This window comes from Bradyrhizobium sp. SZCCHNS3052, assembly GCF_032484495.1.
Lineage (GTDB): Bacteria > Pseudomonadota > Alphaproteobacteria > Rhizobiales > Xanthobacteraceae > Bradyrhizobium.
This window is the reverse complement of sequence record NZ_JAUETB010000020.1, coordinates 1-15,649: the sequence shown is the minus strand read 5'-3', so window position 1 is coordinate 15,649 and position 15,649 is coordinate 1. Positions and strand designations below refer to the sequence as shown.

At 65.5% G+C, this 15,649-nt stretch carries 14 protein-coding genes; 3 read left to right on the top strand and 11 right to left on the bottom strand.

Translation table 11 applies throughout. The annotated features are described in order from the left end of the window. Position 1: 1 nt before the first annotated feature. Both QX073_RS33430 and QX073_RS33425 read right to left on the bottom strand, forming a co-directional pair. Positions 2–766, bottom strand: coding sequence for an ABC transporter ATP-binding protein (locus QX073_RS33430; RefSeq protein WP_315750730.1), 765 nt, complete (start codon positions 764–766; stop codon positions 2–4). Next, positions 766–1,797 (bottom strand): ABC transporter substrate-binding protein, encoded by a 1,032-nt coding sequence (locus tag QX073_RS33425; RefSeq protein WP_315828380.1) that lies wholly within the window; start codon positions 1,795–1,797, stop codon positions 766–768. Before QX073_RS33425 ends, QX073_RS33430 begins: the two co-directional genes overlap by 1 nt. A 124-nt stretch (positions 1,798–1,921) precedes the next feature. Between QX073_RS33425 and QX073_RS33420 the strand changes: the two genes are divergently transcribed. From QX073_RS33420 to QX073_RS33410, 3 genes are all read left to right on the top strand, one after another. Beyond that, positions 1,922–2,632, top strand: a complete 711-nt coding sequence (locus tag QX073_RS33420; protein ID WP_315750726.1) for a GntR family transcriptional regulator — start codon at positions 1,922–1,924, stop codon at positions 2,630–2,632. Positions 2,633–3,014: 382 nt separating this feature from the next. Then, positions 3,015–3,449 (top strand): response regulator, encoded by a 435-nt coding sequence (locus QX073_RS33415; RefSeq protein ID WP_315750724.1) that lies wholly within the window; start codon positions 3,015–3,017, stop codon positions 3,447–3,449. Continuing rightward, positions 3,430–7,041, top strand: coding sequence for a PAS domain S-box protein (locus tag QX073_RS33410; protein WP_316227040.1), 3,612 nt, complete (start codon positions 3,430–3,432; stop codon positions 7,039–7,041). Before QX073_RS33415 ends, QX073_RS33410 begins: the two co-directional genes overlap by 20 nt. Before the next feature lie 114 nt (positions 7,042–7,155). Here QX073_RS33410 and QX073_RS33405 read toward each other — a convergent pair whose 3' ends face one another. The 9 genes from QX073_RS33405 to QX073_RS33365 form a co-directional block, all read right to left on the bottom strand. Next, entirely contained in the window at positions 7,156–7,791 is a 636-nt protein-coding gene (locus QX073_RS33405) for a response regulator transcription factor (protein ID WP_315750719.1), read from the bottom strand. A gap of 461 nt (positions 7,792–8,252) precedes the next feature. Further along, the gene (locus tag QX073_RS33400) at positions 8,253–8,762 is read right to left on the bottom strand and encodes a response regulator (protein WP_315750717.1); all 510 of its coding nucleotides are present in this window, start codon (positions 8,760–8,762) and stop codon (positions 8,253–8,255) included. Positions 8,763–8,959: 197 nt separating this feature from the next. After that, positions 8,960–9,283 carry a PilZ domain-containing protein gene (locus QX073_RS33395; RefSeq protein WP_315716973.1) on the bottom strand — a complete coding sequence of 108 codons (324 nt, stop codon included), beginning with the start codon at positions 9,281–9,283 and terminating at the stop codon, positions 8,960–8,962. Between the two features lie 34 nt (positions 9,284–9,317). Next, complete coding sequence (locus tag QX073_RS33390; protein WP_315750716.1) at positions 9,318–10,187, bottom strand: protein-glutamate O-methyltransferase CheR; 870 nt, start codon at positions 10,185–10,187, stop codon at positions 9,318–9,320. Between the two features lie 29 nt (positions 10,188–10,216). Beyond that, on the bottom strand, positions 10,217–10,606 hold the full coding sequence (locus QX073_RS33385; RefSeq protein ID WP_315716971.1) for a response regulator: 390 nt from the start codon (positions 10,604–10,606) through the stop codon (positions 10,217–10,219). A 30-nt stretch (positions 10,607–10,636) separates the two neighbouring features. Beyond that, a complete protein-coding gene (locus tag QX073_RS33380) occupies positions 10,637–11,110 on the bottom strand; it encodes a chemotaxis protein CheW (RefSeq protein ID WP_315716970.1) in 474 nt (157 codons plus the stop codon). A gap of 26 nt (positions 11,111–11,136) precedes the next feature. Beyond that, entirely contained in the window at positions 11,137–13,905 is a 2,769-nt protein-coding gene (locus QX073_RS33375; protein ID WP_315714011.1) for a hybrid sensor histidine kinase/response regulator, read from the bottom strand. Positions 13,906–14,161: 256 nt separating this feature from the next. After that, positions 14,162–14,557 carry a flagellar biosynthesis repressor FlbT gene (gene flbT / locus QX073_RS33370; protein WP_316227039.1) on the bottom strand — a complete coding sequence of 132 codons (396 nt, stop codon included), beginning with the start codon at positions 14,555–14,557 and terminating at the stop codon, positions 14,162–14,164. A gap of 216 nt (positions 14,558–14,773) precedes the next feature. Continuing rightward, on the bottom strand, positions 14,774–15,649 hold an 876-nt coding region (locus QX073_RS33365), incomplete at its 5' end, for a flagellin (RefSeq protein WP_316227038.1).

Here is a 15,649-nt window from a genome sequence, read left to right as displayed (position 1 = left end):
CTCAATGCGTCGTTGCAGGTTCGGAGAACAAGAGATCATGGATCTGCTTCTCCAGGCGCGCCGCGCTGCCGTCCTCGGCCGAGACCTTGTCGACGTCGACCACCTCGGCCTTGACGCGGCCGGGATGCGGCGACAGCAGCAGAATGCGGTTGCCGATCTTGATGGCTTCGGCGATCGAATGCGTCACGAACAAGACGGTGAATTTCGTCTCGTTCCACAACTGCAGCAGCTCGTCCTGGCAGGTGCGTCGCGTCAGCGCATCGAGCGCGGCGAACGGCTCGTCCATCAGCAGGATGTCCGGCTCCATCGCCATGCCCCGGGCGATCGCGACGCGCTGCTTCATGCCGCCCGACAGCGTGTGCGGATAGGCATCGACGACGCGCGTCAACCCGACCTTCTCGATATAGGTGCGGGCGCGGCTCTCGGCCTCCTTGCGCGGCATGCGCCGCGCCGTCAGCAGCGGGAACATCACGTTGGCGAGCACGGTCTTCCACGGCAGCAGCTGGTCGAACTCCTGGAAGATCATCATGCGATCGGCGCCAGGACCGGTGATCTCGCGGCCGTTGATGCGCATCCGGCCCTCGCTCGGCTTGATGTAGCCACCGACCGCCTTCAGCAAGGTCGACTTGCCGCAACCGGACGGTCCCAGCAGCACGAAGCGATCGGAGCGGTCGACGGAGAAGCCGACCCGCTCCGTCGCGGTGATCACCGCGCTGGAGGTCTTGTAGCGCAGGGTGACGCCATCGACGTCGAGCAGCGCGGACATCAGTTGCCCTTCAGATCATGCGCGACGGGGAGATAATAATCGGTCCAGGCCTTGGGCTGGGTCTTGATGGTGCCGATCTTGGCGAGATGGGCCGCGAACTTCATGGTGCCCTGCGGCTCCAGATTCCATTCCATCATTCCGGGCTCCTTGAGCCAGACGAGCAGGTCATCGACCGAGGTCTTGTCGCCGGTGATCTCCTTGTAGATCTCGACCGCCGTCCTGGTATCGCTGCGGATCAGGTCCTGCGCTTCCTTGGTCGCATCGCGCACCGCCTGGATGATCTTCGGATTGGCGTCGGCGAACTTCGTGGTGGTGAAGAACTGCGCCTGGCTCAGCGGTCCGCCCATGACGTCGGGCGAATTCATCACGACATGCGCGCCTGGCACGTTCTTCAATTCGAGGAACGTGTAGGGCGGGATCGAGAAATGATTGTGCACCTCGTGCTGCGGGTTCGACAGCGCCGTATAGGCGTCGGGGTGACCGAGCTGCACGGTGTTCGCGTCGAGCTTGTTCCACTGATCGGCGCCAAACGCCTCGGCGGCCGCGATCTGCAGCACGATGGACTGGGTCGAGACCTTGACGGTCGGCACGGCGATCTTGTCACTGGGACCGAAGTCCTTGATCGACTTGATGTTGGGATCGCGGCTGATCAGGGTCATCGGCTGCGCCGAGGTGGCGACGATGCCCTTCACGCCGCCGCGGGTACGATCCCACAACAGCAGCAGATTGCCGGTGCCGGTGTTGAGGATGTCGACGCTGCCCGACAACAGCGCATCGGTCTGCGCGCCGCCGCCGGAGAAGGTCAGCCATTTGGTGGTGACGCCGGGCACGCCGAGCGCGGCCGCATGCTTCTCGATCAGCTTGTTCTTCTCGATGATGTGGCTCGGCATGTAGAAGATGCCAGGCTGGCGCGACAGCGAGATTTCGGTCTTCTGCTGGGCCTGCGCGGCGTCATTCCAGGCCGCCGCGACCAGCAGCGTGGCCAGCAGGCCGGCGGCTCGTGCGGCCGAGCGCGCGAACTTCTCGAACATGGGACATCCCTCCTCGCGTGCCGGCTCCTTCTTGACGGCCGGCGGAGAGATGCACTAATGCATTAGTGCATCTCTGACAAGGGCTGTTCTCCCCCTGCGACATTCGAGCCGGACGTCCCACCAAATGGCATTGCCCGCGACGCCTGCTGCGGTTCTCCCGCCCGAACGGCTCGATCCGAGCCGGCGCGCGGCACCGCAGGTCTTCGAGCGGTTGCGCGACCAGATCATCGCCCTCGCGCTCCCACCGGGAGCGCCATTGTCGCGGCCGGCGCTGCAGGCCGAGTTCGGCCTCAGCTCGACGCCGATCCGCGACGCGCTGATGCGCCTCGCCGAGGAAGGCCTCGTCGACGTGTTCCCGCAGCATGCGACCCTGGTCAGCCGCATCGATGTTGGTCGGGCGCAGCAGGCGCAATTCCTGCGCCAGGCGCTGGAGCTCGAGATCGTGCGCCTGCTCGCGCTGCGGCCTGCGGCGGCGCCGATCGACGAACTCCATGCTCTGATCGCCCAGCAGCGGCGATTCGCCAAGGACGGCGACTTCGCGTCATTCACGGTGGTCGACAACGCATTTCACGAGCGGCTCTACACCGCCGCGGACAAGCACGAGCTATGGACCCTGGTGCGCAGCCGCAGCGGTCACATCGACCGGTTGCGCCGGCTGCATCTGCCCTCGCCCGGCAAGGCGCAGACGATCCTGCGCCATCACAAGCAGATCGTCGATGCGATCGCCGCCGGCCGGCCGGACGACGCGCAGACGCATCTGCGCGAGCACCTGACCGGGACGCTGAGCGACCTCGCGACCATTCGCGGCCGCTGGCCAGACTATCTCAGTGGCTAGCGGCCCCGCCCAATCGGAGGACGTGAGCGGTGTCACGCCGCACGCCGGCATGTCGTCTGTGGCCACTTCGTCCCGTGCTGGTCCGCACCGTCTGTCGCGCCACCTGGGATCGCAAACCCTCACACATGTGCTCAAATATTGTGCATTCGGCGCGAGGACGAGGCGATTGTGAAGCGCTCCGTGCCATGCAACTACGGCGCGAGCGCCTCGAATGCAGGCCCGGCGCCCGGATAGTCCACCCTTGTCCCGTACAGGACATCGATCACCGCGCCCCATCCTGCATGTGACTTGCCCGGCGAAACGCTTGCGGCGCGCCGCGAATTGGGCAAAACCTTACAACTGACCGTTGGTCTTGCTGCCAGCCAATCGGGAGATGCGGAGCGTGGCGAAGATTCTGGTCGTGGACGACGATCCGCTCATGCAGCTGACAATTCAGCGCGTGCTCGAACGGGCCGGTCACGTCGTCGGCATCGCCGGCGACGGCCAGAAGGCACTCGTCCGCTTCAAGAGCGAGAGCTTTGACTTGGTGATCCTGGACATCTTCATGCCGGGCATGGACGGGCTGGAGGCGATGCGCTTGATCCTCAAGCACACGCCGGGCGTTCCGATCATCATGACCTCGGGACGTGCCCACACCCCGACCTCGGTGACCGAGCCCGACTATCTTACCATGGCCACCAGGCTGGGAGCGGTGTCCGCATTGCCCAAGCCATTCAAACCGGCAGCCCTCCTGACGATGGTTTCCGAATGCCTGGCATCGGCAGGCGATCGGGCTGCTCGACCCCGGCCAGGCCAAGATGCTGTTCCGAAATCCTGACGGCCGAACCGAAGGGCTCCTGCTCAGCGGCGCGCAGCGCGCGAGCGAGGCGCCGCGGTTCGGCGGCCGCCTCACGCTGACGACGCGGCTGGCGATCGCGATGATCCTGCTGGTCGCGATCGCGGTGTTCGCCGTCGGCTGGCTCGGCTATCGCAGCCTCGAGCGGGCGCTGTTGCCGCGCGCGCTCGATCGAATCGAGTCGCATTCGCGCCTGATGGCGACCGAGCTCGAAAACTATGTCGGCAGCGCCCGGAATGACATCAACGGCTATCGCGCCTCGCCGAATCTGGCGACGTTGATGCGCACACTGAAGACGGGAGCTCCCGATCCCCGCGAAGGGCTGCCGGCGCAGTCGTGGCGCGAGCGGGTCGCAACGCGCTACTTCGCCGAGCTGCAGGCCAAGCCGACCTACGCGATGATCCGCCTGGTCGGGATCGAGAACGATTATCGCGAGCTGATCCGGGTCGACCGGCTCGGGCCGGGCAACACGGTGCGGATCGTTCCGGAGAACGAGCTGATCACGCGCGGCGAGCGCAACTACATCAAGGAGACGCTGAGCCTGCCGCCCGGCGGCATCCGGCTCTCGCCGATCATTCTCGACGGCAACACGACGGACCCCAAGACAGGCGTGCCGATGCTGTGCGTCGGCACGCCGGTGTTCGCGCCGGACGGCAAGCCGTACGCGATCCTGATCGTCGATCTCGACATGCGCCCGATCTTCGCGCATCTGCGCACGGCGGCCCGCCCGGGCGCGCAGCTCTATGTCGTGAACGCCCGCGGCGACTATCTCTTCCATCCCGAATCAGACCGGGAATTCGCCTCGAAACGCGGCCGATCGACGCGATGGCAGGACGATTTTCCGACGCTCGCCGGCGCGACCGGCAGCGCCGAGGGTTTCGCGCAGATCCTGCACGACGAAGCCGATCGTCCCGGCGGTGTCGCCTTCGCGCCGGCGCTGCTCGCGGGACAGGAATGGGTGGCGGTGATCGAGACGATCCCGAACACCGCCTTCATGGCGCCCGCCCTCGCCATCCGCAAGACGGCGATCGAGGTCGGCCTGATCGCGATGCTGTGCGCGGCCGCGCTCGCCTTCGTGGTCGCGCGCTCGCTGACGCGGCCGATCAACCAACTGACCCAGGCCGTCGAGGGCGTGGGGCGCGGCGAGGCGGTGAATATCCCGCTCGAGGCGGTCGGCGAGACCGGCGTGCTGGCGCGCGCCTTCGCCCGCGTGCTGGACGAGGTTCGCACCAAGACCGCCGAGCTCGAGCGCGAGGTCCAGGAGCATTACCTGACCGAAGCAGCGCGCGACCATTTCGCCGCCCGCGAACGGCTCTACAGTGCCGCGGTGGAATCGTCGAACGACGCGATCGTGACGCTGTCGCTGGACGGCACCATCACCGCCTGGAATCCGGCAGCCGAGGCCATGCTGGGCTACTCCGCCGAGGAGGCCGTGGGCCGCCTTGCGGATTTCCTCGTGCCGCCCGAGCGCATGGCCGAGGCCCAGGACCTTCTGGCGCGCATGGCCCGCGGCGAGCGGATCCAGCATTTCGAGACGGTGCGGATCCGCAAGGACGGTGAGCTGGTCCAGGTCTCGCTCAGCGTCTCGCCGATCAAATCACCGACGGGCCAGATCATCGGCGCCTCCAAGATCGCACGCGACGTCACCGAGAGCCGCCGGACCGAACTGGCGCTGCGCCAGCAGACCGAGGAACGGCGGCGCATCTTCGAGACGTCGCAGGACCTGATCCTCATCACCGACCGCAATGGCATCCTGGTTCAGGTCTCACCGAGCGTGGAGGCGATTCTCGGCTATACGCCGGCCGAGATGATCGGCCGCAGCGGCGCGGAGTTCATCCACCCGGACGATCTACCCAAAGCACGCGAGGAGCTTCGCGCCTCGCGCCTCGGCCTTCGGGCGCGCACCTCCGACTGCCGCTACGTCCACAAGGATGGCCGCGTGGTGACGCTGTCCTGGACCTCGAACTGGTCGGAGCCGGTGCAGCGCCACTTCTTCATCGGCCGCGACATGACCGAGAGCCGGCTGGCGCAGGAGACGCTCCGGGAGAGCGAACAGCTCGCCCGCAACATCGTCGAGACCGCGCTCGACGCCTTCGTCCAGGTCGACGACAACGGGGCCATTCTCAACTGGAACTCCCAGGCCGAGAAGATCTTCGGCTGGTCGCGCGCCGAGATCATCGGCAAGGACGTCTTCGACGTGATCACCGTCGGGGACGTCGGCGAGGAGCTGCGCGCCGCGCTCGGCCGCATCCTGATGACCGGACAAGCGAGCGCACTCGGCGTCGGCCGCCGACGCGAGGTCATGGTGAAGCGGCGCGATGGCCGCGAGTTCAAGGCCGAGCTCAGCGTGACCGCGCTGAAGACCCGCAACGGGTTCGTGCTGAACGGCTTCTTCCGCGACCTCACCGACAAGATCGCGACCGAGGAGCGGATCCGCCAGTCCGAGAAGATGGAAGCGATCGGCCAGCTCACCGGCGGCATCGCACACGACTTCAACAACATCCTCACCGTGATCACCGGCACCATCGAGATTCTCGCCGCGGCCGTGGCCAAGGAGCCGCAGCTCGCCGCGATCACCCGGATGATCGACGAGGCCGCCGCGCGCGGGGCCGATCTCACCCAGCATCTGCTCGCCTTTGCGCGCCGGCAGCCGCTGCAGCCGCGCGAGGTCGACGTCAACACGCTGATGATCGACACGGCCAAGCTGCTGCGGCCGACGCTCGGAGAGCAGATCGAGATCGAGTCCGTCTTCCAGGACGAGACCTGCGTGGCGCATGTCGATCCGAACCAGCTCGCCACGGCGGTCATCAACCTCGCGCTCAATGCCCGCGACGCGATGCCGAATGGCGGCAAGCTCATCCTGGAGACCGGCTGGGCCGACCTCGACGAGAACTACGCAAGTCTCTACGACGACGTGCGGCCCGGTCGCTACGCGATGATCGCGGTGAGCGACAGTGGCAGCGGCATTCCCGCCGCCATCATCGACAAGGTGTTCAATCCGTTCTTCACCTCGAAGGGGCCGGGCAAGGGGACGGGGCTCGGATTGTCGATGGTGTACGGCTTCGTGAAGCAATCGGCCGGCCACATCAGGATCTACAGCGAAGAGGGCCACGGCACCACGATCCGGATGTACCTGCCGCCGGGCAGCGAAGAAGCGATCACGCAGCCCTCGGGCGACGCGCCGGCGATCCAGGGCGGCCAGGAGACGATCCTGGTGGTGGAGGACGACCGGCTGGTGCGCGGCTACGTTCTCGCCCAGCTCCATGCACTGGGCTATGCGACGCTGGAGGCGGCCAATGCCGCCGAAGCGCTGGCGATCACCAATGCCGGAGAGCCGTTCGATCTGCTCTTCACCGACATCATCATGCCGGGGACGATGAACGGCCGCCAGCTCGCATCCGAGATCCAGCGGATTCGTCCGACGCAGCGGGTCCTGTTCACCTCCGGCTACACCGAGAATGCCGTGGTGCATCACGGCCGGCTCGACGAAGGAATTCTTCTGCTGCCGAAGCCGTACCGCAAATCCGAGCTCGCCAAGATGATCCGCAAGGCGCTCGCCGCGACCGAGGCTTGAAAAACCAGGCTTGAAAAACGAGGCTTGGCCAATGCGGCCCGACCAACGCGGCCTGGCGCTTGCGGTTGCCGCTACTCCAGCTTGAGGCCCCGTGCGGGCGGCCCGGCCATCGGCTCAATTGGCGCGCGACGCCGTCATCACGATGCGGATCAGATCGGCCGCGTTGCGCGCGCCGAGCTTCTTCATGATGTTGGCGCGGTGATCCTCGATCGTGCGGGGGCTGATACCCAGCGTGCGCCCCGCCTCCTTGTTCGAGGCCCCCGCCGTGAATTGTTCCAGGACCTCGCGCTCGCGCCGCGTCAGCGGCTCGCGGCCGGGGAAATGCAGCGAGCCGATCTTCGGCGAGGCATTCTCCTTCTGCCGCCGCGCGAACGCGCCGATCGCCTCGTTCAGACGGGCCACGATCTCACTGCCGCGGAACGGCTTCTCGATGAAGTCGAGCGCCCCGTTCTTGATCGCATTGACGGCCATCGGGATGTCGCCCTGGCCCGAGATCATGAAGATCGGAGCCGGATAGTCCTCGCCGTGCAGTTCCCTGAGAATGTCGAGACCGGACTTTCCGGGGATGTGCACGTCGAGCAGGATACAGGCCGGTGTCCTGCTCCGCGCCACCGCCAGGAGCGCGGCGCCGTCCGCAAAACAGATCACTTCATACCCACCTGCCGACAAGACCATCGAGAGGGTGTCGCGCACGGCTGGGTCGTCATCGACGACAAAAATCTCACCGCGGGAAGCTGTTTGTTCGGCCATGGGCGATTGCTCTTGCAAAGGAGAAGAAACAATGAAAGCGCGTCTTATGATACCATACTCGTCGGGTGCTTTGGGCACCCGTATTTGTACGGTTTATGATCCTAACCCACAAGTAGTAGCTGCAGATCGGTGATCGCCTTCACGAGACCATGATCTGGACACGATCTCAAGGCAGTCGTCTCGGGCAGCATGCTGCCTTGCAAAAACACATCAACGCCGACAGCGTCATGATCGACATCAAACTCTGATCGCATCGGCGTTGCCCACGTGCACCACGCCCACAGACATGCTCGGCGGCGGACGCGTGCACGGCCCTCAGCCCACGAAAATCTGCACGGCATTTGACACAAGACGTACAGCCGTCAGCCGGCCTTGCCCTCGTTTTGATCAGAGATCGGCGGGATTCGGACGTTGCATAGGATTGTGCGCCCTGGACCGCGGCTTGCGCCGATGCAGCTCTGTCAGGACCGATGCTTCGCGGCAACACTTTCGGCGGCGACGCCGCCCCAGGTGTGAACCACGGGCAGGCCGAGCACAGTCTTGCCGAGATTCGCCAGGCAGATGCGCAACGCTGCCAGATCGACTGGCTTCGGCAGGCTCTGCAGGTCGATCCCGAGCGAGCGCGCGAACAGCCGGGCCTCAATTCGCTTTGCCGCATCCATGCCGCTGATCACGATCACGGAACCGGCGAAGCGGGTATCTGCGATGACCTTGAGGACCTCGGTCCCCTCGCCATCCTCTAGCATGAGATCGAGCGTCACGCAGTCAAAGCGGTTGTTGCGCACCTCGCGGATCGCATCGCTGCACGTGGCCGCGACCGTCACGGCGTGGCCGGCCTGCTTGGCCGCCAGCGCGATCAGCGTCCGCTGCGCGGCGTCGTCGTCGACGACCAAGAGCTGCAGCGCGCGCCGTTCGCCATCATCGGCGCGCTCCGACCGGCTGGATGCAAGTTCCGAACTCATGACCGGCATTGGCCGTCCCTGGAAAATTTGACCGACGTCATTGTCATACACGTCCGACCCTGCGGCGACGTAAAGCGGCTCTCGGAAAAAAGGCCACGCGTCTTAGGACTTGCGCAGGACCCGGGCCGGCGCGTCTCCTCGTCGCTCCGCGCGCGGAAGTTTCCCGAGCGGCGGGCGAGCAATGCGCCGTGCTGCCGCAAGGCGAACTAGTTGACGGTCGTTTCCTGGCCGGCGGAAGCGTTGCCACGTTTCTTCTTGTTCTTTCCCTTGATGAACTGGATGTCCATCTCGGAGCCGTTGACCCGGACCAGCTCGCAGCGGCGGTAGGCGAGCCCCGTCGAGGACAGCAGCAGAAAGAACTCTTTCAGATTCAATCCCTGGATCGATCCCTCGACCGTCAGCACCGCGTCGGTGTCCGAGATGGCGTTGAGCTGGCAGTCCCTGCGCCAGGTCCCGTCGATGCCCATGATGCAGACATCGTAACCACGGCTGAAGGTGACGCGCTCCGTACCTTTGTTGTCGTCAGACATCTTCGCGTCCTGCTCTATTGGGCTGCGGGAACATCTAGTTGCCCGCGGCCGCGATCCTGGGCATTCCCGGAGCGGACGCCTTCGCCGCGGAAGCGATCCCGCTCGGGCGATAAAGGCCACGCCGGTCCGCGAGCGGCTTGAACACGTCGGTGAGGCCGACGACGGTCTCCGCCGCACCGAGTACGAGGAAGCCGTCCGGCTCCATCTGCTTGGCGAGCCGGCCGAAGATGTTGATCTTGGTGTCCTGATCGAAATAGATCAGCACGTTGCGGCAGAACACGACGTCGAACGTGCCGAGCTGTGAGAAGTCGTGCAGCAGATTGAGCTGGCGATGCTGGACCATGCCGCGCACGTCGGAATTGATCTGCCAGAGTTCGCCTGCCTGCTTGAAATATTTGACCAGAAGCTGGATCGGCAGCCCGCGCTGCACCTCGAACTGGCTGTAGAGGCCGGCCTTCGATTTCTCCAGCACCTCCTGCGACAGATCGGTGGCGATGATCTCGATGCGCCATCCACTGAGCGCAGATCCCATCTCCTTGAGCGACATCGCCAGCGAATACGGCTCCTGGCCGGTCGAGCAAGCAGCGCACCAGATCCGGATCGACTTGCGGTTGGCGCGCGCCTTGAGGAGCTCCGGCATGATCACGTCGCGAAAATGATCGAACGGGACCTTGTCGCGGAAGAAGAACGTCTCGTTGGTCGTCATCGCTTCGACGACCTGGCTGATCAAGGCGCTCGACCCGTCCTTCAGCTTCTGGACGAGATCGCTGATGCTGGCCAGGCCGGCCTTGCGCGCGAGCGGAAGCAGGCGGCTCTCGATCAGATATTGCTTGTCGGCAGACAGATCGAGACCGGACTTGTCTCGAAGCAGCTTGCGCAGGAACTCATAATCAGGCTGGTTCACGGGCGGCCTCTTCTGGGCAGACGAAGGGATCAGGCGGATTCGGCTGACAGCGCCTGGATGAGACCAACTTCCTGGAATTTGGCGGCCACAATCTCTTTGTCGAACGGCTTCATGATGTATTCGTTGGCGCCGGCGTTCAGCGCGCGCGAAATGTGATCGATGTCGTTTTCGGTGGTGCAGAACACCACCTTCGGGCCTTCGCCGCCCGGCAGCCGGCGCAGGCGCCCGAGGAAATCATAACCGTCCATGACGGGCATGTTCCAGTCGAGCAGAATGGCGTCCGGCAGGCTCTTGGTGCAGATCTCGAGCGCCCGCTCGCCATCCTCCGCCTCGACGACGGAGAAGCCCAACTCCTCCAGGATACGGCGTGCGATCTTGCGCACGACGCTGGAGTCATCCACGACCAGACAGCTCTTCATTGTTGTCTCCCCTATGGGACGGTTGACGGGCTAGGCGGCGATTGCTGCCTTCGGCAGGAGTTCGAGCACGCGATCGACGTCGAGAATGACCATCAGCTGGCCGTCGAGGCGGTGCACGCCGCCGGCAAGCTTCGCCATGCGCGGGTCGAGATTGACGGGGTTCTCCTCCCGGCCCTCCTCGGGCAGCCGCAGCACCTCGCCGATCTGGTCGATCAGGAGACCATAGGACTCGCCGCGCAGATCGACGCCGACCGCCATCGGCGGCTTGCCGTCCTCGGCGCGGGCAAGGCCGAGCCGCGCCCGCATGTCGACGACGGTCACGATGCGGCCGCGCAGGTTCAGGACCCCGGCGATCTCCGCCGATGACAGCGGCACCCGCGTCACCCGCTCCGGCATGAACACGTCCTGCACCCGGGAGATCGGCAGGCCGAACAGCTGGCCGCCGATCATCGCAGTGACGTATTCGACGGCGGCGCCCTCGGTGGTTTCGATCTTGCTGCTCATCGCACGCTACTCCTGTCCGCTTGCTGTCACGCGGCCCGCCGGTTGGCTTCGGCGCGGGCCCGTTCCTCGATCTGTTCCTTCAGCGCCGCGATCAGGCCGGGCCGGTCGAACTTGGCGATGTAGTCGTAGAGACCCGCCTGGCGGCCGCGCTCGATCGCCGCCGGCGACACCAGCGACGACACCGCGATGACCGGCATCTGGCTCAGGTTCTGGTCGGCGCGGATCGCCTCGGTGAACTCGAAGCCGTTCATCTCCGGCATCTCGATGTCGGTGACGACGATGTCGAAGCTGTGCCCGGAGCGCAGCGTGGCCAGGCCCTCGATCGCCGAGGCCGCCGTGCGCACCTTGTAGCCGGCCGACTTCAACACCGGCGCCAGCATGTTGCGGAAGAACGGCGAGTCGTCGACCAGCAGCACCGACTGCGTCTGCGCATCGGTGTGCATCTCCTTGCGGATGAACCAGTCGGCGAAGGCCATCGGCAGGAAGTGGCCGACGTCGATCACCTCGGTCGCCTGGCCCTTGATCACCGCCGAGCCGAGGATGCCGTCCTTGGCGCCGGAGACCTGGATGTTGAGCCGCTCCTCGACGATGTCGATGATCTCGTCGACCACGAGGCCCATCGCGCGGGTCTCGTCGGCGAACACCAGGATCGGCTGCGAGCCCGACGTCTGCACCGACACGCCTTCCATCTGCACCAGGGGCATCAGCTGGTCGCGGTACTGCACCATGTAGCGGCCGTTGGAGATCTCGATCTTGTCGGCCGCGATCTCCTCCAGGCGCGTGACCAGCGCCAGCGGCACCGCCTTGGGCTGCGCCGTGCCGGCGCGGAACACCAGCAGCGAGGTGAGCTGCTCGCCGCCGATGGCGTGATGCGCGGCGTGCTCGTCCGACACCGCCTGCGAGGCCGAGCCGGCGGCGCCGAGCGCTTTCGCAATGCCGTTCGGATCGATGATCATGATCACGGCGCCGTCGCCCAGGATGGTGTTGCCCGAGAACATGTCGATGTGACGCAGCTTGGTCGACATCGGCTTGACCACGATTTCCTCGGTGTGGAACACGCAGTCGACCACGATGCCGAAGGTCTGGTTGCCGACCTGCGTCACCACGATGAAGCCATTCTCCGGATCGGTCGACGAGCCGTCGTCGATCTTCAGGAGCTTCTTCAGATGCATCAGCGGCAGCAGCTTGTTGCGCAAGCGCAGCACCGCGGTGTCCTTGATGCGCTCGATGCGGTGCTCGGAGTTGGCGCGCGCACGCACCAGCTCGACGACCGACAATTGCGGGATCGCGAAGCGGTCGCCGCCGGCTTCGACGATCAGCGCCGAGACGATCGCGAGCGTCAGCGGGATCTTGATGGTGACCGAGGTGCCCTCGCCGAGCACCGACTTGATGTCGATGGTGCCGCCGATCTGGTCGATGTTGGTGCGCACCACGTCCATGCCGACGCCGCGGCCCGAGACCGAGGTGACGGCGGCCGCGGTCGAGAAGCCCGGCTCGAAGATGAACTTGTGGATCTGCGCTTCCGTCATCTTCTCGAGCTCGGCCTCGGTGACGAGGCCGTTCGCCAAGGCCTTGGCCTTGATGCGCTCGGTGTTGAGGCCGCGGCCGTTGTCGGCGATGCAGATGATGATATGGCCGCCTTCGTGATAGGCGGACAGCCGGATGGTGCCCTGCTCGGCCTTGCCGGCCGCGGCGCGCTCGGCCATCGTCTCCAGGCCGTGATCGGCGGAGTTGCGCACCATGTGGGTGAGCGGGTCCTTGATCAGGTCGAGCACCTGGCGGTCGAGCTCGGTGTCGGCGCCGTGCATCTCGAGCTCGATCTGCTTGCCGAGTTCGGTGGCGAGGTCGCGGACGATGCGCGGCAGCTTCTGCCAGGCATTGCCGATCGGCTGCATGCGCGTCTTCATGACGCCCTCCTGCAGCTCGGCGGTGACGTTGGACAGCCGCTGCAGCGGCACCTTGAACTCGGTGTCCTCGTTGCGGCGGGCGATCTCCAGGAGCTGGTTGCGCGTCAGCACCAGCTCCGAGACCATCGTCATCAGATGTTCGAGCGTGTCGACGTTGACGCGGATCGACTGGTTGGCGACCTTGTCGTTCTCGTGCACCTCGCCGTCGGCATTGACCTTCGGCCGCGCCGCCTTCTTCGGCTCGGCCTTGGCCTCTGCTTCCGCCTTGGCAGGCCCGGCCTTGGCGACCGGCGCCGGGGCAGCGGCCTTGGGCTCAGGCGCCTTCTCATGCGCGGGCGGCAACTCGATCGCGGTCTCGCGGAAGGCCCGCTCGAGCTCGTCGAGCGACACTTCGCCCGGACGCAGCGGACGCTCCAGCGTCTGGTCGATCAGCGAGCCGTGCGTCACCGCGGGGGCGGGCGGCGCGGCCGGCACCAGCGGCGGGGCCGCCTCGCCGGCGGCCATCGCCGCCATGCCGCGCTCGACCATGGCCTCGAGCTCGCTGATGAGGTCGCGGTCCTCGCCCTCGGGCTCGGCCTCGTTGGCCTCGAGCTGTCCCAGGATGTCCTTGATGCGGTCGATCGTGGTCAGGATCAGCGTCACGGCCTCGCCGGTCACCGGCATGCCGTCGCGGAATTTGCCCATCAATGTTTCGGCGGCGTGCGCCAGTGCTTCGAGCCGCGGCAGGCCGAGGAAACCGCAGGTCCCCTTGATCGTGTGCACCAGCCGGAAGATGTTATCGAGGATCTTGGCGTTGTTCGGCTCCTGCTCGAACCGCACCAATTGATTGTCGACGGTGTCCAGGCTCTCGCTGGTCTCCGTCAGGAACTCACGCAACAGGTCATCCATGAAACTGGCCTTCCAAGAATTGGCGCCGCGGTCACGGGGCGACCGCTGATCCTGTCAGAGCGACGGTCGGTCCCGGCCTTCACCAGCGGCGCGGATCGATACCCGGCCCTCGCCGACCCGGCTGAACAGACTTTCGTCCACGCCATCGTTAGGTGGGGCTTTTATCCGTCCCGTTAATTTTATTGTCCGTGCTAATACGGACGTAGCACCAACCTCTCAGGCTGTGGCGAGCCCGGCTCCTTCCGCGGCCGGAATGTCAAGGCATCGCTTCGACCGGCGCGACTGCGCGATCCTCTCGCTCGATCAACGCCCTGATCTCCTTCAGCGCCTTGTACAGCGCTCCTTCCGTGACATGGCGATCCACCATCTCGGCTTGGCCGGCGGCTTCCGGAATCACCCTGCGCAACTCGTTCATACAGGCGAGATAGGACGCGCGATAACGGATCGCGTCGTTCTTCAGATACATCGTCTGGACGCAGAGATAGAGGCGCTTGGCCGGCGTATCGGCGGTCTCGGCAGTGACGGTGTCACGCTCGCGGAGGATGGGCGCGTCGCCTTCGACGATGAAGCGGGCGCGCGTGTTCGAATTGACGATGACGGTGTCGCCGATCACGATGCGCTCGAAAGGCTTCAGCTCGACCCGCAGGGGCATGGCCCAGTCTCCTCTCAGAAGGCTCCTCTCGGGAGGCTCCTCTCGGGAGCGGCGTCGTCGGCAGGCTGCATTCGCGTCGACACGACGTTGCTCTCGTGCTCGCTGTCCGGCTGATCCGGCGCCGCAGCCGAGCGGCGTCAATTTGCGAATAGTCTAGAGCCGAAAACGGCGGGGCAAGCCCCGCCGCCTCCGATATTCGTGGGTGCCGCCCGCGCCTTAGCGCAGGAGCTGCAGCACGCTCGCCTGCGACTGGTTGGCGAGCGACAGCGCGGACACCGCGATCGACTGGCGGGTCGACAGCGCCTGGCTGTTGGCCGCTTCCTCGTTGGTGTCGGCCAGCGTCAGGTTCGACGAGCCGGTCTGCAGCACGTTGATCAGGTTCTTGTTGAAGTCCTGACGAACCTGCACGACCGAGAGGTTCGAACCCAGCGTGGAGGCCTCGTTGCGCAGCGTGGAGCTCGCCGAGTTGAGGACGCCGATGACCTTGTTCGCCGAGTTGTTGTCGAGGAAGTCGGTGCCCGAGGTCAGGTTCGACAGGCCGAGGCCAGCCGAGTTGAACGTGACACCGGTGATCGACAGCGTCGACTTGCCCGTTTCGTTGAAGGTCAGCTTCAGCGTGTCGCCGTTCAGCAGGTTGATGCCGTTGAACGAAGCGTCAGCCGCGGTCGTGTTGATCTGCGCCAGCACGTTGTTGTACTGGGAGACCAGGCTCGCGCGCTGCGTCTGCGCGGTCGCGTCCGCCACCGGAGCCGCCGCCGTCAGACCGTTGAAGGCCTGGCTGGATGCAGCCGACGTACCGCCGATCGCACCGATCGTGGCCGAAGCCGCGTCGTTGGTCGTGGTGATCGAGATCTTGCCGGTGGACGAGTCGACCGTGGCCTGCAGGTTGTTGGCTGCGAGCTTCGCGTTGAGATCGTTCAGCGACTTGACCTGTCCTGTCCCTAGGCCGAACGTGATGCTTGTCGCCGTGCCACCTCCTGTGGCGCCGACCGTCAAGGTCTGACCTGACAAGCCATCGCCGACGGCAGTCAGCCCGAGCTTGCCCAAGGTGCCGGTGCTGCCCGAGAGCGTCAATCCCGCCGCCGGCGGCGT